At 57.9% G+C, this 18,580-nt stretch carries 13 protein-coding genes; 5 read left to right on the plus strand and 8 right to left on the minus strand.

Features of this window, described 5'->3' with window-relative positions:
- The first annotated feature begins 178 nt into the window (after positions 1-178).
- Both narX and narL read left to right on the plus strand, forming a co-directional pair.
- Complete coding sequence (narX, locus tag F3J30_RS02650; RefSeq protein WP_166715653.1) at positions 179-1,975, plus strand: nitrate/nitrite two-component system sensor histidine kinase NarX; 1,797 nt, start codon at positions 179-181, stop codon at positions 1,973-1,975.
- Positions 1,968-2,618, plus strand: a complete 651-nt coding sequence (gene narL, locus F3J30_RS02655) for a two-component system response regulator NarL (protein ID WP_003856701.1) — start codon at positions 1,968-1,970, stop codon at positions 2,616-2,618. Before narX ends, narL begins: the two co-directional genes overlap by 8 nt.
- Positions 2,619-2,620: 2 nt before the next feature.
- On the opposite strand, the gene F3J30_RS02660 is transcribed toward narL, so the two are convergent.
- The 7 genes from F3J30_RS02660 to nasR form a co-directional block, all read right to left on the minus strand.
- Complete coding sequence (locus tag F3J30_RS02660) at positions 2,621-4,027, minus strand: YchO/YchP family invasin (RefSeq protein WP_166715656.1); 1,407 nt, start codon at positions 4,025-4,027, stop codon at positions 2,621-2,623.
- Positions 4,028-4,190: 163 nt separating this feature from the next.
- Entirely contained in the window at positions 4,191-6,689 is a 2,499-nt protein-coding gene (locus tag F3J30_RS02665; protein WP_166715660.1) for a nitrate reductase, read from the minus strand.
- Positions 6,686-10,672 carry a nitrite reductase large subunit NirB gene (gene nirB, locus F3J30_RS02670; RefSeq protein WP_166715663.1) on the minus strand — a complete coding sequence of 1,329 codons (3,987 nt, stop codon included), beginning with the start codon at positions 10,670-10,672 and terminating at the stop codon, positions 6,686-6,688. Before nirB ends, F3J30_RS02665 begins: the two co-directional genes overlap by 4 nt.
- Before the next feature lie 13 nt (positions 10,673-10,685).
- Positions 10,686-11,474, minus strand: a complete 789-nt coding sequence (locus F3J30_RS02675; protein ID WP_166715666.1) for an ABC transporter ATP-binding protein — start codon at positions 11,472-11,474, stop codon at positions 10,686-10,688.
- A 9-nt stretch (positions 11,475-11,483) separates the two neighbouring features.
- Entirely contained in the window at positions 11,484-12,365 is an 882-nt protein-coding gene (gene ntrB, locus F3J30_RS02680; RefSeq protein ID WP_166715668.1) for a nitrate ABC transporter permease, read from the minus strand.
- Positions 12,366-12,367: 2 nt separating this feature from the next.
- Positions 12,368-13,615 carry a CmpA/NrtA family ABC transporter substrate-binding protein gene (locus F3J30_RS02685; protein WP_166715670.1) on the minus strand — a complete coding sequence of 416 codons (1,248 nt, stop codon included), beginning with the start codon at positions 13,613-13,615 and terminating at the stop codon, positions 12,368-12,370.
- Positions 13,616-13,844: 229 nt separating this feature from the next.
- Positions 13,845-15,029 (minus strand): nitrate regulatory protein NasR, encoded by a 1,185-nt coding sequence (gene nasR, locus F3J30_RS02690; RefSeq protein ID WP_166715673.1) that lies wholly within the window; start codon positions 15,027-15,029, stop codon positions 13,845-13,847.
- 73 nt (positions 15,030-15,102) lie between these two features.
- On the opposite strand from nasR, the gene F3J30_RS02695 reads away from it, so the two are divergent.
- From F3J30_RS02695 to F3J30_RS02705, 3 genes are all read left to right on the plus strand, one after another.
- Positions 15,103-15,456 (plus strand): DsrE/DsrF/TusD sulfur relay family protein, encoded by a 354-nt coding sequence (locus tag F3J30_RS02695; RefSeq protein WP_014070564.1) that lies wholly within the window; start codon positions 15,103-15,105, stop codon positions 15,454-15,456.
- Positions 15,457-15,562: 106 nt separating this feature from the next.
- Positions 15,563-17,347, plus strand: a complete 1,785-nt coding sequence (locus tag F3J30_RS02700) for a methyl-accepting chemotaxis protein (RefSeq protein ID WP_166715675.1) — start codon at positions 15,563-15,565, stop codon at positions 17,345-17,347.
- A gap of 213 nt (positions 17,348-17,560) precedes the next feature.
- A complete protein-coding gene (locus F3J30_RS02705; RefSeq protein WP_010432930.1) occupies positions 17,561-17,800 on the plus strand; it encodes a DUF1883 domain-containing protein in 240 nt (79 codons plus the stop codon).
- Positions 17,801-17,842: 42 nt separating this feature from the next.
- On the opposite strand, the gene F3J30_RS02710 is transcribed toward F3J30_RS02705, so the two are convergent.
- The gene (locus tag F3J30_RS02710) at positions 17,843-18,538 is read right to left on the minus strand and encodes a gamma-glutamylcyclotransferase (RefSeq protein WP_166715677.1); all 696 of its coding nucleotides are present in this window, start codon (positions 18,536-18,538) and stop codon (positions 17,843-17,845) included.
- Positions 18,539-18,580 lie beyond the last annotated feature (42 nt).

Here is an 18,580-nt window from a genome sequence, read left to right on the forward strand (position 1 = left end):
TCCGGTAAAAAAGGTGTGGTTTTTCACGGTGCTGACGGTTCCCCGTACTCCCTTCCCCCCAGACATCACCCACCTGGCAATTTAGAGGTAATCCTTTATTGGTATGGGTATACTCCAGGGTATGCATGAAAATAGCGCCATTCCTGCAAGCAGGCCACGTCAGGAGCCCGGCAACCCTATGTTAAAAAGATGTTTATCCCCGCTGACACTCGTTAACCAGTTGGCACTGATTGTCTTGCTGTCCACCGCTATCGGTGTGACCGGCATGGCTATCTCTGGCTCGCTGGTACAGGGTGTGCAGGGTAATGCACATGCCATTAACGAGGCAGGCTCGCTACGTATGCAGAGTTACCGCCTGCTGGCAGCTGTGCCCCTTTCACTGGACGATCAGCCGTTGATCGACGAAATGGAGCGCACGGCGTTCAGCCCTGAACTGGAAAGAGCCGCCACCCGCGACGGACAAGAGTCGCAGCTTAAGGCGCTCCAGGGCTACTGGCACTCGCAGCTGAAACCCAACCTGAAAAGCGCCCAACGTGCAGACACCGTATCACAGGACGTCGCCGGTTTTGTCTCGCGCATCGATATGCTGGTCTCCTCGTTCGACCAGACCACCGAACACCGTATTGACCGGGTGGTGGTCGTCCATCGTGTGATGGCGGTATTTATGGCGTTGCTGCTGGTGTTTACCATCGTCTGGCTGCGTGCGCGGTTGCTCAACCCGTGGAAACAGCTGCTGGCGATGGCGCGTGCGGTCACGCAACGCGATTTTACCCAGCGCACCCACATCAGCGGCCGCAATGAAATGGCGATGCTCGGACAAGCGCTGAATACAATGTCGGAAGAGCTGTCTGAAAGCTATGCGGTGCTGGAAAAACGCGTCCAGGAGAAAACGGCCGGTCTTGAGCATAAAAACGAAATTCTCTCGTTTTTATGGCAGGCCAATCGCCGTCTGCATATGCAGGTTCCCCTGTGTGAACGCCTCTCGCCGGTGCTGAACGGCCTGCAAAATTTAACCCTGCTGCACGATCTGGAGCTGCGGGTTTACGACATCGAAGATGAAGAAAATCATCAGGAGTTTACCTGTCAGTCGGACATGTCCTGCGATGATAAAGGTTGCCACCTTTGCCCGCGCGGATTACCCCCGCTGACCGGCAGCGGGACCACGCTCAAATGGCGTCTGACGGACGGCCACACGCAGTACGGTATTTTGCTGGCCACCCTGCCTGCGGGGCGTCACCTGAGCCATGACCAGCAGCAGCTGGTGGACACGCTGGTTGAACAGCTGGCCGCTACACTGGCGCTCGATCACCACCAGGAAAAACAGCAGCAGTTGATCGTTATGGAAGAGCGCGCCACCATTGCCCGCGAGCTTCACGACTCCATTGCCCAGTCGCTCTCCTGTATGAAGATGCAGGTCAGTTGCCTGCAAATGCAGGACGACGGACTGCCGGAAAGCAGCAAACAGCTTCTCAGCCAGATCCGCAACGAGCTGAATACCTCCTGGGTACAGCTTCGCGAACTGCTGACCACCTTCCGTTTGCAGTTGACCGAGCCTGGCCTGCGCCCGGCACTTGAGTCCAGTTGCCACGAATTTAGCGCCCGACTGGGGTTCCCGGTGAAGCTTGACTACCAGCTTCCCCCGCGTTTTGTCCCCTCTCATCAGGCCATACATTTACTGCAAATCGCCCGTGAAGCCCTGAGCAACGTGCTCAAACATTCCGGTGCGACGGCAGTAACCGTGACCGTCAGCCAGCACAATAATCAGGTGAAGCTTACGGTCCAGGATAACGGTTGCGGCGTGCCGGAAAATGCCGAGAGAAGTAACCACTATGGTTTAATTATCATGCGAGATCGCGCACAAAGCCTGCGCGGAGATTGCCAGGTTCGCCGGGGAGAGTCTGGTGGCACCGAGGTAGTGGTCACCTTTATTCCCGAAAAGCCCCAAATAACTGCTCAAGGAGAAAACCATGACTAATCAGGAACCGGCATCCATCCTGTTGATTGACGACCATCCGATGCTGCGCACAGGCGTGAAGCAACTTGTCAGCATGGCGCCAGATATCACGGTGGTTGGCGAAGCCAGCAACGGCGAACAGGGTATTGAGCTTGCCGAATCGCTTGATCCTGATTTGATCCTGCTCGATCTCAATATGCCGGGTATGAACGGTCTGGAAACGCTCGACAAACTGCGTGAAAAATCACTGTCTGGCCGGGTGGTGGTATTCAGCGTGTCGAATCATGAAGAAGATGTTGTCACCGCGCTGAAACGGGGTGCCGATGGCTATTTGCTGAAAGATATGGAGCCAGAAGATCTGCTCAAAGCGCTGCAACAGGCCGCCGCCGGTGAGATGGTACTGAGCGAAGCCTTAACGCCAGTGCTGGCCGCCAGCCTGCGCGCCAACCGCGCCACCTCTGACCGCGACGTCAGCCAGCTAACGCCGCGCGAGCGTGACATTCTCAAGCTGATTGCTCAGGGTCTGCCAAACAAAATGATCGCCCGCCGTCTGGATATCACCGAAAGTACGGTCAAAGTGCATGTGAAACATATGCTCAAGAAGATGAAATTAAAATCCCGCGTTGAAGCAGCGGTTTGGGTACATCAGGAACGTATCTTCTGATTTCATTCGTCCGGCAGCAGCTTCCAGCGTGGGTCGTCGTTAGGTAATGCCACCAGCGGTTGTGCCACAGCAAGCGTGATCTCATTGGAAGAGACACGCTGCCCGTCCTCATCTTCCACCACCACCGATAATTTCCAGCTATTACGTGCGCCGCTCTGCTCGCTCCAGGCAGGCATAATGACGCTCCAGCCATCGCTGCTGTTATTTTTAGCCGGCGACGTCAGGCTCAGGGCCAGCGTATCACCCTGCCAGTGCAGCTTGCGAATACCGTGGGTACTGCGCACTTGCAGCTTCAGCATCACCGTTTCACCCCCTTTCAGATCCCAGGGTGGCGTCGCCAGATACACCGATAAGGTTTTACGCTGGCGGAACTCCATCACCGGCAGATTATCCCGCTCTGGCGAATCGTAACGACTGCCGCGCAGCGAACGTGTGGCGGCCACTTCACCGGCAGAGAGCTGCTTAACCAGCGGAACCCCGAAACGATAATTGACCTTAAGGCCCAGATTGTTCTGGCTGACGCCGCTCTCACCCTGCTTATGGGCGGCAGAAAACGTCAGCAACGGCACGGGGGTATAATCCAGCCCCAGGTTTACCGCCATCGGGTTGTGGTAGCCAGTTCCGCTGTTAAACAGATCCACGCTATCGCCAAAATACTGTTCAAAACTGACGCTGGTGTTCAGGTGATGGAACCACGGTAGCCATGCTTTCGCCGTGACATCGTAGCCACGGGCCATGCGCTGCTCCTGGACATCTGAGTGGTTGCGCCAGCTGGCAAACGGCTGGTAGTAGTTTGCCGACAAGCGTAAATTCTCACCCCAGGCTTCGGCGCCCAGCCCCGCACGCTGCAAGTTTTCATCCAGCAGGTTGTCATAGAAGGTGTTGTAGCCCAGCAGCCATGTCCCGGCCAGCCAGCGTTGGCCGATACCGGCATTGCTGACCAGCCCGTCCGTCTGTTGAGTCAGCCCAAGCTGGCTCCAGCTCAGGTAGCGGTTATTATCCTGCCAGGGCACAAACCATCTCCCGCTGCTGCCGGTGAAATTCCCCTCCTCGTCCACCAGCAAATCCACGCTGGCGTTACCCCAGGGAGAGAGCCAGGTTTCAATTTGCTGATTCACTTCACCGCTTAACGCATCACGCACCTGACCAAAGGCGAACTGACGGGCCTGCTCGCCGGTCGTCAGGCCGTTATCGGTCATGCTCGCTTCACCGAATGCTTTTGCCATCTCCGCCAGATGCTTTTCTCTTGCAGACGACGGTGCCGCCAGACCGAGGTCGGGCAGCCCATCACCGTTGTTATCAAAGGGATTTTGTGCCTGCTGAATAAAGGAATTCGGCGCACCGTAAACGGCTCCGGCCGAAATAAGGGGGAGTAAAAACAGCGAACGAATGCGGGACGATACAGCCATCAACGTCGTAAATAAGAACCTGCGTTTATGAATCAACTCTTATTATGTTAACGCGATAAGCAGTGAAATGCAGTCTTAGCCTAAATTTCAGGATTATCCTGAACATTTTCGTCAGGCGGCGCGCATTTATAGGTCGGTAAGGCAAAGCCACCACCCGACACCGTTACACCGTCACTTTACACAACCCTTTCAGCTCCGGCACGCAAGAGCCACAGTTGGTGCCACAGCGCAGCTTCGCTCCCAACGCTGCCGCTGAATCACACCCTTCAGCAATCGCCTCACGTATCGCATTTTCACCCACGCTAAAGCAGCTACAGATAATCCGCCCAGGATCCACCCGTTCGCCCGGACGCTGCCCGTTCAGGATCGCATGTCGCTCTGCCAGCTCCACGGGCGCGGTGCGAAAAGCCTCCTCAATAAACGCCAGCGCCAGTTCCGGCTGTGTCTTTCCTTCCCAATAACCGAGCATCAACTCACCCTGCTGCCAGGCCAGCACGCTGCTGCGCTCACCGGTCTGCGCAATTTGCAGCTGCCAGCCCTGCCCGGTGCAGTGCGCCATGACCCACTCCAGCAGCGATTTATCTCCAGCCACAGTGATGCGCTGCACATCCTGCGCGGCTTTGCGCCACCAGTAGGCCGCTGGCGGCAGCTCCGGCAGTTCACGGGCGTAAAGCTCCCCCTGCCAGGCAGGCTGCCAGGGCATGACTCTGACCGCCGTCTGCTTGCTTTCGGGCTGGCCTGAATGCGGATCGCAACGCCCTTCCACCAGAGCATTGACCTTCCCCTGACGGGCAAAACAGCCGTTCCAGTGCATCGGGGTAAACAGTTCACCTGCCCGCTGACCATTGTTGATCTTCACTCTGGCGACCATCACCCCACGCGGTGAACTGACGCGGGCCAGCTGGCCATCGCACAGGGCAAAATGCGCAGCATCTTCTGCACCTATTTCAAGGCGCGGCTCATCCATGTGCTGCATCAGCCTGGGAACATAGCCGGTGCGGGTCATGGTGTGCCACTGATCGCGGATACGCCCGCTGTTCAGCAGCAGCGGATAAAGCGCATCCACCGTGGCACCGTGCTTTTCTGGCTCCACGGGAATTATCTTCCGGCGCGGAAAATCCCCCGTAGCCCACTGGTACGGGGCCAGCGCATCCCACTCTTCACGGCTCAGCGTGGCCAGCGCTTTAAGGTTAAAGGCCCGCGAACCGTCATTCTCAAACGCCGAGAGCGCCGCATGTTCACAAAAAATCTCCTGCGGATGCTGCCAGGAAAACGCCTCTGCGTAGCCAAGCTGTTTTGCCACCTGGGCAATTATCCACCAGTCCGGTCGGGCTTCTCCGGGCGTGGGCAGAAAAGCGCGCTGCCGCGAGATACGCCGCTCAGAGTTGGTGACAGTGCCGTTCTTTTCTCCCCAGCCGAGCGCCGGAAACTGGACATGGGCGAAGCGACTGGTGTCCGTGTCACGCATGACCTCAGAGACAATCACCAGCGGGCAGGATGCCAGCGCCTGACACACCGCGTGGCTGTCCGGCAGCGATACGGCAGGGTTCGTCCCCATGATCCACACCGCTTTGACCTCTCCGCGCGCGATGGCATCAAACAGCTCGACGGCCATCAGCCCCGGCGTTTGCGCCAGCCGTTCAGTTCCCCAGAAGCGTGCCACGCGCGATAAGTCATCCGGTTCAAAATTCATATGCGCTGCCAGCTGATTCGCCAGCCCTCCCACCTCTCGCCCCCCCATCGCGTTGGGTTGCCCGGTCAGGGAAAACGGGCCACAGCCCGGCCGGGCGAACTTCCCGCTGGCCAAATGGACATTGATGATCGCGTTGCACTTATCGCTGCCGCTGGAGGATTGATTAATGCCCATGGTGTAGAGCGTGATCGCCCGGGGCGCGGTGATAAACCAGTCATAAAACATACCGACATCCTCTGCCGGTAAACCGCAAAATTCTGCCACCCGCGCGAGCGGCCACGCCGTTGTCCCCTGAATCATATTCAGCAGGCCGACAAACAGGCCGGCATCGCTGCCGGGGAGTAACGGCAGATGCAAATCGGCGATATCGCAGGTGGCCGTCTTACGCGGATCGATAACCACCACTTTCATCGCCGGGTTCTGCTGGCGCGCCTTTACCAGCCGCTGATAGAGCACCGGGTGCGTCCATGCCGCATTGGAGCCCACCAGCACCACCAGATTGCTGTTTTCTACGTCCTCGTAACTGCACGGCACGATATCTTCGCCAAACGCACGTTTGTACCCCACCACCGCCGACGACATACACAGCCGGGAGTTGGTGTCGATATTCGCCGCACCGATAAATCCCTTCATCAGCTTATTGGCGGCATAGTAATCCTCGGTCAATAGCTGGCCGGAGGCATAAAATGCCACCGCCTGCGGCCCCCAGGTATCAATGATTTCCCGCAGGCGCTCAGCGGCTACGTCCAGCGCCTGCGGCCATGTTGTCTCTTCGCCATCCACCACAGGGCGTAACAAGCGCCCCGCTAACCCTGTGGTTTCACCCAGCGCCGAGCCTTTAACACAAAGCCGCCCCAGATTCGCAGGATGGGTTTCATCCCCCCGCACGCTCACTGTCTCGCCTTCTACACGGGCAACGACACCGCAGCCTACGCCGCAGTAAGGACAGGTTGTACGGGTTTCATTCATGAGGCCTCCGCACGTATCACCAGCTCTTCGTTTCCGACCCACACCTTGCCGTTTTCAATTTTCACCGGCCAGGCGCGCACGGCAGGTTCACCGTTTTCAGCCTGGCGCCCGTCGCGCAGACGGATGCGTTGCTTATAGAGCGGCGAAATCACAACAGGCTCGCCCCCCGCATCGCCCAGAATGCCGCGCGAAAGCACGCGGGCTGAGCTGCCGGGCTCAACATCGTCAAGGGCATAGACGGTTTTGCCAAAGCGGAACAACGCAATGTGTTTGCGGCCAAGTGTCGCGCCAATGCCCGCCTGCTCAGGAATGTCGTCAATGCCGCAGATTTCCTGCCAGCGTTTATTCTCCTCCGCAGGCGTACCGTTCACCGCCGTGCGGAACAGCGCCAGACGATCGGGATCGTTAAGTGTGGTTTGCCATTCGCACTGATAAGTATCCACGACCCGTGCCATCTCCTGTTCGAGCTCGTGGGCAATGCCCAGGCTGTCGTCCAGGATCACCTCACGAAGGTAATCCAGGCCGCCTTCCAGGTTATCCATCCAGGTACTGGTACGTTGCAGACGATCCGCAGTGCGGATATAGAACATCAGGAAACGGTCTACCGTGCGAAGTAGCGTCTCGTCATCCAGATCGCTGGCGAACAGGTCAGCGTGGCGAGGCTTCATGCCGCCGTTGCCGCACAGGTACAAATTCCAGCCTTTGTCGGTTGCGATAACGCCGACATCTTTGCTCTGGGCTTCCGCACATTCGCGGGTACAGCCAGACACAGCCATTTTGATTTTATGCGGCGCGCGCAGCCCCTTGTAGCGATGCTCCAGCCTGACAGCGAGCCCCGTGGAGTCCTGCACACCGTAACGACACCAGGTTGAGCCGACGCAGGATTTCACCGTCCTCAGGGATTTGCCGTACGCGTGCCCGGTCTCAAAGCCCGCTTCCACCAGCGCCTGCCAGATCTCCGGCAGTTGCTCCAGGGTGGCACCAAACAGGTCAATTCGCTGCCCGCCGGTAATTTTGCTGTACAGCTGATAGCGTTTTGCAATCTGGCCAATGGCGATCAGCCCGTCGGCGGTGACTTCACCGGCTGGCATTCGCGGCACGATGGAGTAAGTTCCGTCCTTCTGGATATTGGCGAAGTAGCGATCGTTGGTGTCCTGAAGCGGCAAATGCGCAGGCTTAAGCAGATACTCGTTCCAGCAGGACGCCAGCACGGAGCCCACCAGCGGCTTACAGATTTCACACCCGTGTCCTTGCCCGTAACGGCTAATCAGCTGATCGAACGTGTGGATGTGGTTAACCCGTACCAGGTGATAAATCTCCTGACGCGAGTACGGGAAGTGTTCGCAAATGTCCTTTTTCACCTCCACGCCCTGCTCGGCAAGCTGGTACTCCATCACCTGTTTGACCAGCGCGCTACAGCCGCCGCAGCCGGTGGCCGCTTTGGTGCACTGCTTGATGGCACCGATATCCGTTGCCCCGGCGCTGACGGCCTGGCAGATGTCGCCTTTGCTGACGTTATGGCATGAGCAAATCTGCGCACTCTCTGGCAGCGCCGCCACACCGAGCGCTTTAGGCGCACTGCCGGCAACGGCCGGTAAAATCAGCGTTTCCGGCTCTTTTGGCAGGCTGACGCCGTTCAGCATCATCTGCACCAGGGTGGCGTATTCGCTGGCATCGCCCACCAGCACGCCGCCGAGTAACGTTTTACTGTCGTGGCTGACGACGATTTTTTTGTAGATCTGCTGCGGGCCGTGGGTCCACTGGTAGCTCAACGCCCCCGGCGTGCGGCCGTGCGCATCGCCAAACGAAGCAACATCCACCCCGAGCAGCTTCAGTTTGGTGCTCATATCGGCACCGGCAAAGGTCTTCTCTTCTCCCGCCAGACAGGCGGCGGCAATGCGCGCCATCTGGTACCCCGGGGCGACCAGGCCAAAAATTTTGCCCTCCCACAGAGCGCATTCCCCGATGGCAAACACGTTTTCGTCGGAGGTCTGGCACCGGGCATCAATGCAGATCCCCCCACGCTCACCTACTGCCAGACCACTGCTGCGCGCCAGCGCATCCTGCGGGCGGATCCCCGCAGAGAACACCACCATATCGGTATCAAGCTGTTCGCCATCGGCAAAGCGCAGCACCAGCCCTGCATCGGTCGCGGCGATTTCCGTGGTCGCTTTGCTGGTATGCACACCCACGCCAAGCGCTTCAATCTTTTTACGCAGCATCGCCGCGCCGTCGTTGTCGAGCTGGACCGCCATCAGATTCGGGGCGAACTCCACCACATGCGTTTCAAGCCCGAGCTGTTTCAGGGCATTTGCCGCTTCCAGCCCCAGCAGGCCGCCGCCGATCACCACCCCACGGCGGGAACCCGTGGCATGAGCCGCGATATTGTCCAGATCGTCGAGCGTACGGTAGACAAAGCACCCTAGCTGGTCATTCCCCGGCACAGGTGGCACGAAGGGATAAGAGCCGGTCGCCAGCACCAGTTTGTCCCAGTGGGTTTCATGCCCGCTGGCGGTGCGCACCACCCGGGACTCCCGGTCGATAGCGGTTACCTGCTGGGATAAACGCAGTTCGATACCGTTGTCGGCAAAGAAATCGCCCTCAAGCAGTGAGAGGGAATCTGCGCTGCGCCCGCCAAAATACTCGGAAAGATGTACGCGGTCATAGGCGGCATAACGCTCCTCACCAAAGACGATAATCTGGTATTGCTGATGCAGATTGCGGTTTACGCAATCCTCAAGAAAATGATGGCCGACCATACCGTGCCCAACCACCACCAGAGTAGGTTTTGTCATAGCTTTCTGTCCTGCAACCTGCGGTTGCGTAGTGAAACGATCGAACAGCCAGTCCACGTGCGCGGGAACAGGCGTTGCCAGTAAATCGGTAAATGTTGCCGCGCTGCGGCAATCACCCATCAGCAGCACGCCTGCAAGGGCACCGCGATGAATTAATAAACGGCGATAATGGCGGGTCAGCGGATCCCACGAACTCCAGACCACATCCTCCGGCAGTGCCCGGGCGCGCCCGGCGCTGAACAACTCCACGCCGGTCACTTTGAGACGCATCCCGCTGTCGTGATGACTCAATGCCGGTGGTGTCTCCCCGGCCAGCCGTGCGGCGAGAATATCCGCCTGCGCCAGGCAGGGGGCGACCAGGCCAAACGTCTGGCCGTCAATCTCGCAGCACTCACCAATCGCGCTGACGTGTGGGACGGAAGTCCGCATTTGATGGTTAACCAGGATGCCTCTGGCGCAGGCAATACCGCTCTCGTTCGCAAGACGGCTGTTGGGGATAACGCCGGTGGCCATCACCACGCGTGCCGCCGGTATCTGACGACCATTCGCCAGCGTGACCGAATCCTCCGCAATCGCCGTAATACCGGACGACAGCTCACAGCGAACCCCTCGCTCTGCCAGCACTTCTTCCAGAAGAACCCCAGCCTGCTGATCCAGTTGCTGTTCCATCAGCCATTCCCCGCGATGCACCAGCGTGACGTTGTCACCTGAGAGCGCTAACGCTGCGGCCGCCTCTACGCCCAACACCCCACCGCCCAACACCACCGCCGGGCCTGCGATCCCCTGAATGGCGCGGGTATCCTTCAACGTGCGAAACGTAAAAACATGCGGCGCCTGGTTACCGGGGATCGGCGGCACAAAGGGGCTGGAACCGGTAGCGAAAACCAACTCATCCCACGGAAGCGTCCGACTCTGGGTGTGGATTTCACGGCCTGCCACATCCACCGCTGTGACTTTTTCCCCCCGCAATACCGTCACGCCCTGTACGCGATAACTTTCGTCATCCTGAAGACGGATTTTCGCTGCCTCTTTCTCGCCACCCAGCACCGGAGAGAGCTGAATGCGGTTATAGGCATGTTCTGGCTCATCACCGATGACGGTGATAACAAAACGGCCCGGTGCGCGCTCCGAGAGTGCGGTGATCAGTCGTGTTGCTGCCATGCCGTTGCCGATAATGACCAGACGCATCGTGGCCTCCTCGTTACGCCGCTTTCGGCTGTTTTTCGTAGAGGAAATGCAGGATCTGCTGGCGCATGTGGTGATAGCGACTGTCGTCAGCAAGCTGTACCCGGTTACGCGGGCGCGGCAAATCAACGTAGAGGATCTCTCCGACGGTGGCCGCCGGGCCGTTGGTCATCATCAGTACCCGGTCGGAAAGCAGCACCGCTTCATCCACATCGTGGGTAATCAGTACGATGGTGGTATTCAGCTCCTGCTGAATTTGCATTACCGAGTCCTGCAAATGGGCGCGGGTCAGCGCATCCAGCGCACCGAAAGGTTCATCCATCAGCAGCACTTTCGGCTTCATTGCCAGCGCGCGGGCAATGCCTACACGCTGCTTCATGCCACCGGAGATCTCCCCCGGGCGCTTATGCAGTGCGTGGCCCATCTGCACGCGATTAAGGTTGTGCTCAATCCACTCCTTGCGCTCGGCCTTGCCCATGGTGCGGCGGAACACCTGATCGACCGCCAGCGCCACGTTGTCGAAGCAGGTTAGCCACGGCAGTAAAGAGTGGTTCTGGAAGACCACCGCACGCTCTGGCCCGGGGCCTGCGATTTCGCGGTTATCACAAATCAGCCCGCCTTCTGTCGGCAGGGTGATCCCGGCGATAAGGTTCAGCAGCGTCGACTTACCACAGCCGGAGTGGCCAATCAGGCTCACGGTTTCGCCTTCGTGAATATCGAAAGAGACATTTTGCAGCGCCAGAAACTCACCGCTGGCGGTGGAAAAACGCTGGCTCACGGCCTGTACCTGAATTAACGGTTTCATAGTCACTCCTTATTTTTCCTGCCAGCTAAAGCGACGGGCGATCAGCATCAACCCCTGCTCCAGCAGCAACCCGACCACGCCAATGATCACAATGGCGATGAGAATGTTTTCGACGTTGAGGTTGTTCCACTCATTCCAGATCCAGAAACCGATCCCCAGTCCCCCGGTGAGCATTTCGGCGGCGACAATCACCAGCCAGGCGATCCCGATAGAAAGGCGCACCCCGGTCAGCACAGCGGGTAACACCGCCGGAAACAGAATTTTGCGCATGATGGTCCACTCGGAAAGCTGCAATACGCGGGCGACGTTGAGGTAGTCCTGCGGAATACGGCGCACGCCCTCGGCGGTGTTAATGACCATCGGCCAGATAGAGCAGATAAAAATGGTCCAGCTGGAGGCAGGCTCCGCTTTCTGGAACAACAGCAATCCGATAGGTAGCCACGCCAGCGGGCTGACCGGGCGCAGCAACGCAATCAGCGGCGTAAACATGTGCGAGAAAAAGGTGAAACGGCCAATCAGGAAGCCCAGCGGAATACCCGCCAGCGCCGCCAGGCCAAAGCCCACCGCCACGCGCTGTAACGAGGCCAGTACGTTCCAGCCAATCCCCATGTCGTTTGGCCCGTCGCGGTAAAACGGATCGGCGAACAGCGTTAACGCGGAATCCAGGGTGCTGAGCGGCGTCGGAAAGCCTTTGCTGTTAATCGCCGCCAGTTGCCAGAGCACCACCAGCAACCCCAGCCCCAGAAATGCCGGAATAATGCGTTGTAAAAGTGCATTGACCTTGCGTGCCAGTGCCGGTGCACGACGGCGAACCTGAACGGGCGGCAGGGCGATCACTTCCCCGCTCAGTGGCTTCTCTTCAACATGTCTGGTGTTTTGCAGATGCTTCATAATCAGGCCCCTTTACGATGAATGGCGAAGCGGTTTGCGTAACCTTCCGGGTCGGTGCCGTTCCAGACGGTGCCGTCCATCAGGGTGCTGCTACGAACAGGTGATGATGGTGCAGAGATCCCGCCCACTGCCGTGGCGGCGTCCTGCCAGACCGAGGTCTGATTAATGCGTGCGGCAATGGCCGCGTAATCCGGTGCGGTTTTGAGTAATCCCCAACGGCGGAACTGAGTTAAGAACCACATCCCGTCGGACAGATACGGATAGCTGACCGCCCCGTCGTTGAAGAAGCGGATGGGGTTGGCATCCTGCCAGCGCTTGCCTATACCGTTGTCGTATTCACCGAGCATTCTCCCTGTGAGGTACTGCTCTTTAGTGTTAAGCCACGCGCGGCGCGAGAGGATCTGCGCGGTTTCGCGTTTGTTTTCCGGTGAGGCGTCTATCCAGCGAGACGCTTCCAGCACGGCACTCACCAGCGCGCGGGCGGTATTGGGGTTTTTCTCTACCCACTCCCGACGCGTGCCGAGGATTTTTTCAGGATGTTCCGGCCAGATGGACTGCGAGGTTGCGGCCGTAAAACCGATGCGGTCGTTAATGGCGCGCGCATTCCACGGCTCACCGACACAAAAGCCGACCATGTTGCCAATGCGCATGTTCATCACCATTTGCGGCGGCGGCACCACCACGGTACGCACGTCATCGAACGGATTGATGCCCGCACTGGCCAGCCAGTAGTACAGCCACATGGCGTGTGTCCCGGTCGGGAAGGTGTGCGCAAAGGTATAGGTCCCTGGCGCCTGCTGCCCGACCAGCTTTTTCAGCCCGTCAAGATCGCGCACGCCCTTCTCCGCCAGATCGGCTGAAAGCGTAATCGCCTGGCCGTTATGGTTGAGGGTCATCAGGTTTGCCATCTGCTGCGGCTTACCGGCGATGCCCAACTCCAGCCCGTACAGCAGGCCGTAGAGGATATGCGCGGCGTCCAGCTCGCCGGCCACCAGTTTGTCGCGCACCGCAGCCCAGCTCGCCTCTTTGGTGGGCACAATGGTGATGCCGTATTTTTTATCAAACCCTTTCAGCGCCGCGATCACCACCGGGGCGCAGTCGGTCAGGGGGATAAACCCGATGCGCACCGTGTCCTGCTCTGGTTTATCCGAACCTGCTGCCCACGCGGCCTGCATAACGCCCGGTAACAACATTGCGCCGCTCGCCAACATGCTGGCCTGCAAAAACCGCCGTCTCGACAAATCCGCCATGACCCACTCCTGAAAAAAAGACAAAAAAAAGCGCCCGACAGTGCCGAAGCACCGCTGGACGCCTTTATCCCGCAGACGATTGCACCGCCGTTGGCGCATCGTCAAAAATGGTTAATCTGTTAATGCAAACTCAATGCCAGCTTTTAAGCCCCTGTTTTTCGGCTCCTGGCGGGGTTCCCGCCCCCTTTACGCACCTCAATCAGGCAGAAAATGCCCACTGATTGTGCAACTACTCCTTTGGAGTTATCTGCCATAAAGTCTTAACGGTGAGCAGCGCACGGGCGATATCCACCATGCGCTGATTCTTGTCCATCGCCATTTTACGCAGGGCATACCACGCCTGTTCTTCGTTCATATTCTGGTGAGTCATCAATACGCTTTTGGCTTTATCAATGGTTTTGCGCTCTTCCAGCGTGTCGCGAAGCGATGCCAGCTGGCGGGACAACAGCTCTATTTCCCGCGCCTGCTGGCGTACCAGAGGCAGTAAGGGTTTGTCCGGGTAACGCACAAGGGGGTCGTCGTGTTCGTCCCCGGCGGGGGTGACATCATCGTCACTGTTAATACGCGCATCCACGGCGACCATCAGATCGGCGATGACCATCTCTTCCAGCGTGCGCAGATGCTCAAGACGAGCCGTTTGTAGGGCAAACCAGTTGAGGGCCGTCTGGCCATTATCCGCCGCAGGCTGGCGGGTGCAGGCCACGCGCCGCAGCTGCTCTGTTTCCAGACACGGCTGACAGTTGAGGGTAAATGTCTGGCGGATGTCATCGCCGCTGCGAGACAAAAAGACCTCAAAACAGGCCTGCTGGCCATCAATCCGGTCAACCAGCTTTTGGCGGGTATCATCGCTAAAAAAGCCCTGCGTGAAGCCAATCGCCCCTAATGCCCGCTCTTGCCCCACCAGCTCTTTGCCCTGCATCAGGCTATAGAGCGCGACAAATCGCCCGGCGATTTGCGGATCATCAATACTGTCATTCAGTTGCGGTACGATACTGAGCAGCTGGCGCAGCATCCGGCTGTAATGCTCCATCGCCATCGGTGCGGCAATGTGTTGCCCGCTTACCCCGTCACGCAGGGCGATAAGTCCTTCCAGGCTTAGCAACGCGCTGGCGATGCGTTCGCACACGGCGCTGCCCGGCATCGGGGATTGCTGGTTAAGCATCCGGTGAAGTGCGGTGAGGTTTTCGTCCACCAGCGCCCGGCTGGCCTTGCATTCAGGGGCGTAAAGTTGCCCCTGCGAACACAGCCAGACGTTTGACGCACCGCGCTCGCACTGTAGCATATGCACCAGTCGGCTGATGCCGTTCACCAGCTCGCCCAGCTGCGCGAGTTTACTGAGCTGCAACTGACGCATCTGCTTTGCGCGCTGGAACCATTCGGTTGCGCCGGGCGAACTGCCAGCCATTAACGTCATACTTATTCTCCCGGATACGATCTATTCGCAGAAATAAGCAAAATTCGTGCCTTTTCAAAGAACAGGAGTCAACATGCAGAAGATTGTGATCGTCGCGAACGGTGCGGCATACGGAAGTGAATCTCTTTTCAACAGCCTGCGCCTGGCCATTGCCCTGCGCGATCAGGACAGCGAGCTCCAGTTACGTCTTTTTTTAATGTCAGATGCGGTGACTGCCGGGCTGAAGGGACAAAAACCTGCCGAAGGCTACAACATTCAGCAGATGCTGGAGATCCTGACGGCGCAAAACATCCCGGTGAAGCTGTGCAAAACCTGCACCGACGGGCGTGGCATTACTGCGCTGCCGCTGATTGACGGGGTTGAGATTGGCACGCTGGTTGAGCTGGCGCAGTGGACTCTGACCGCCGATAAAGTATTAACGTTTTAATAATAAACCCGTAAAAATATTATTTTCTTATGGACGCGGTTTCAGCATCAAGTTTACCTGCGAGGTTGCCGATAGGCATGGAAACAACACAGCAGGTATTTCACTTATGTTCAGGTCCATTCGTGCACGCATTATTGCCGCGACGACAGGTTGTCTGATCGTCGCCCTCATTCTTAACACCGTTATTAACTTCCAGGTTACCCGCCAGGATAACCAGCAGTCACAGCGCGATATTCTGACCAGCACCAGCGCCAGTCATAACATGGCCATTGCTGACTGGGTAAACAGCAAAATGACCGTTATCTCCTCCGCACAAACCGTTGCCCTGAGCGATGATCCGGTGCCAGTCTTCAAACAGCTGGCGCAGGCGGGCGGGTTCACCAACGTCTATGTGGGTTATGCCAGCAAGACGGCGAAATTCTCTGATCCTGCGGGTGTGCCTGCGGATTACGATCCTACCGTGCGTCCGTGGTATCAGCAGGTGGTTAGCACCGATGCGCCGGTGGTGACCGCGCCTTACGTTGACGCAGGCACCGGGAAGCTGGTGGTGACTTTTGCCGTGCCGGTGAAAGACAACGGGACGCTGAAGGCCGTTGTTGCGGGTGATGTGGCGATGGATAGCGTGGTGTCTAACGTGCGCGGTATTCACCCTACACCATCAAGCAGCGGGCTGCTGGTGGACAGCGATGGCACGGTTATCGCCGCCAACGATCCGGCCCTGACCCTGAAGCCCTTCGCTGAAACCATTAAAGGCGTGGATTTTGCGGCGCTGAAAAACGGCAACCCGCTTGACGGCACCTTTAATGGCACAGAAAAGACCTTCGTGGCGACCCCGGTTACCGGGACGCACTGGATGCTCATTGTCGCGCTCGACAACAACGACGCAACCTCCGGGATGCGCGCCCTACTGAAGGCTTCTGCGCTGTCGCTGGTGATCCTTGCCCTGCTGAGTGGCGCCATTGTCCACTTCCTGATTGCCCGTCTGCTGAAGCGCCTGTCTGATATTCGCGATGCCATGCACAACATTGCTAACGGCACCAACGACCTGTCACAGCGTCTGCCAGATAGTGGCGACGATGAAGTGGCGCAAATTGCGCAGGCATTTAACGCCTTCAGCGATAAGTTGTCGGTGGTGATGGCGCAGCTGCGTGATGCCAGCGCCTCGGTGAAAAATGCGGCCCAGGAGATCGCCGCAGGCAACCACGACCTTTCCAGGCGTACCGAACAGGCGGCATCCAGCCTGCGCGAAACCGCCAGCGCCGTCGAGGAGATCACCGCATCCGTTACTCAATCGAACGAATCGGCGGCGGTTGCCAACGACCAGGCCAGCAAAGCCTCTGCTGCCGCCTCGCGCGGTGGTGACGTGGTGTCTCAGGCCATCAGCACCATGCAGTCAATTGAAGTGGCATCAGCAAAAATTGGTGATATCACCAGCGTGATTGACGGCATTGCCTTCCAGACGAATATTCTGGCGCTGAACGCCTCGGTAGAAGCCGCCCGTGCAGGGGAACAGGGACGCGGGTTCGCGGTGGTAGCCGGTGAGGTGCGTAACCTTGCCAGCCGCAGCGCTCAGGCCGCGAAAGAGATCAAATCCCTGATTGATTCCACCACCGACAGCGTGGCAACCGGCTCACGCTATGTGCATCTGGCGGGTGAAAGCATGAATGAGATCCGCTCCAGCATCGGCAACGTGTCGGGGATTATGCGTGAAATCTCTATTGCGACCAGCGAGCAGATGAAAGGGATTCATGAGATTAACCATGCGGTAACACATCTTGATCGTATGGTGCAACAAAACGCCGAACTGGTTGTGCAATCGGCCGCAGCGGCCAGCGCATTGCAGAGCCAGGCGGGCGACCTTGCTGAAACAGCCGGTCATTTCCGCATTTAATGTTCCTCCCGCGCGCATTTACCTGGCTAAATGCGCGCGGGCCAAAAGTTTTCAGGTGTTTTGTCATTTTTGTTTAAACGTTATGCCATTTTTTGATCAAAATCAGCATCCCATGCCCTCCCCTTTGGTGTTATGCAATGAGTGAATTGTGAACAACATCACGCTCAGGATTGGCTGCAAGGAGAGCGTTGTTTAAGACTACGGGGTTTAAAAATGGCACTGGTAAAAACAAGTTTGAAACTGTTTGGCGGGGATACTGTTGTGGTGCGTTGCTCTGAGCGCTGCCGCATTCATTTGATGAGTTCTAAAGCGCAAAAACAATCGCAGGCCGATATTCTGACCGTGCAGGATGATAAAGCGTGGCTGACCGTGCCTTACACCGGCACCTGGGATGTGCTGATTGACAGCCACAGTCAGTCTCTTGAGCATTCCGTAAGCTACGTTGCCGCGTAATAAATGAACGCCCGGTTCGCCATCTGGCAACCGGGCGTTTTATCAGGCAAAACCCGGGCGCAACGGATTATTTAGCAGATTCCCTTCCAGCAACGCTTTCACCTTCATCACCAGCTCATTCAGGCAATCGTCTTTCATACCGAGGCGAGTCAGTTCTTGATCCAGTGAAAAGAGATACTGGGCGTTGGTGCCAAGCGGCCCACTGGCGGCGGCAATCAACGGGGCAATAACCTGTGTACGGGTATCGGCTTCGTACAGAGGATGGCGCGGGTCCATAATAAACACCAGCGCATTGACGGTACGACCGTCGTCGAGTTCAAGCTTGCACCAGCTCGGCATATAGCAGCCGGTGATCATTTCGCGCTTCCAGAGCAGCGTCAGCTCATCTTCCAGGGTCGCATCCGGCAACCGGTATGCCACGCCCGTGGTGCGTCCGCCCTCTTTCAGTGCAAGCATTCGTCCAGGCTGACATGCGCTGCCTCGCCCGGCGGTCAAACGCAAACAAAATGCGCGATGCCAGCCAGAGAGCGTCCCTGTTGCTGATTCTACAAATTCAAGCGCCGGGTTCCACATCAGGGAGCCGTAGCCAAAAATCCATACCGGGCCATCATCCGGGCGGCAGGCAAGCGTGGCAGCAAGCGATGCCGCACGTTGTTCAGCCGACCAGAGAAGCGATTCCTCAATAGCACCAAATGCCGTCTTACAATCTGCCTTCATTAAGAAATCACGCGTTAACACTTTACACCTCCGCCACTGCATGCTTCCTTGCGACATCTGTAA

This window comes from Enterobacter sp. Tr-810, from assembly GCF_011752765.1.
Taxonomy (GTDB): Bacteria; Pseudomonadota; Gammaproteobacteria; order Enterobacterales; family Enterobacteriaceae; genus Enterobacter; species Enterobacter soli.

Bases quoted from the DNA above. Each gene is read 5' to 3' on its own strand.
- narL (WP_003856701.1), top strand. From the start codon at position 1,968: ATGACTAATCAGGAACCGGCATCCATCCTGTTGATTGACGACCATCCG.
- nirB (WP_166715663.1), bottom strand. From the start codon at position 10,672: ATGCGTCTGGTCATTATCGGCAACGGCATGGCAGCAACACGACTGATC.
- nasR (WP_166715673.1), bottom strand. From the start codon at position 15,029: ATGACGTTAATGGCTGGCAGTTCGCCCGGCGCAACCGAATGGTTCCAG.
- F3J30_RS02675 (WP_166715666.1), bottom strand. From the start codon at position 11,474: ATGAAACCGTTAATTCAGGTACAGGCCGTGAGCCAGCGTTTTTCCACC.
- F3J30_RS02660 (WP_166715656.1), bottom strand. From the start codon at position 4,027: ATGGCTGTATCGTCCCGCATTCGTTCGCTGTTTTTACTCCCCCTTATT.
- F3J30_RS02695 (WP_014070564.1), top strand. From the start codon at position 15,103: ATGCAGAAGATTGTGATCGTCGCGAACGGTGCGGCATACGGAAGTGAA.
- ntrB (WP_166715668.1), bottom strand. From the start codon at position 12,365: ATGAAGCATCTGCAAAACACCAGACATGTTGAAGAGAAGCCACTGAGC.
- narX (WP_166715653.1), top strand. From the start codon at position 179: ATGTTAAAAAGATGTTTATCCCCGCTGACACTCGTTAACCAGTTGGCA.
- F3J30_RS02665 (WP_166715660.1), bottom strand. From the start codon at position 6,689: ATGAATGAAACCCGTACAACCTGTCCTTACTGCGGCGTAGGCTGCGGT.
- F3J30_RS02685 (WP_166715670.1), bottom strand. From the start codon at position 13,615: ATGGCGGATTTGTCGAGACGGCGGTTTTTGCAGGCCAGCATGTTGGCG.
- F3J30_RS02700 (WP_166715675.1), top strand. From the start codon at position 15,563: ATGTTCAGGTCCATTCGTGCACGCATTATTGCCGCGACGACAGGTTGT.
- F3J30_RS02705 (WP_010432930.1), top strand. From the start codon at position 17,561: ATGGCACTGGTAAAAACAAGTTTGAAACTGTTTGGCGGGGATACTGTT.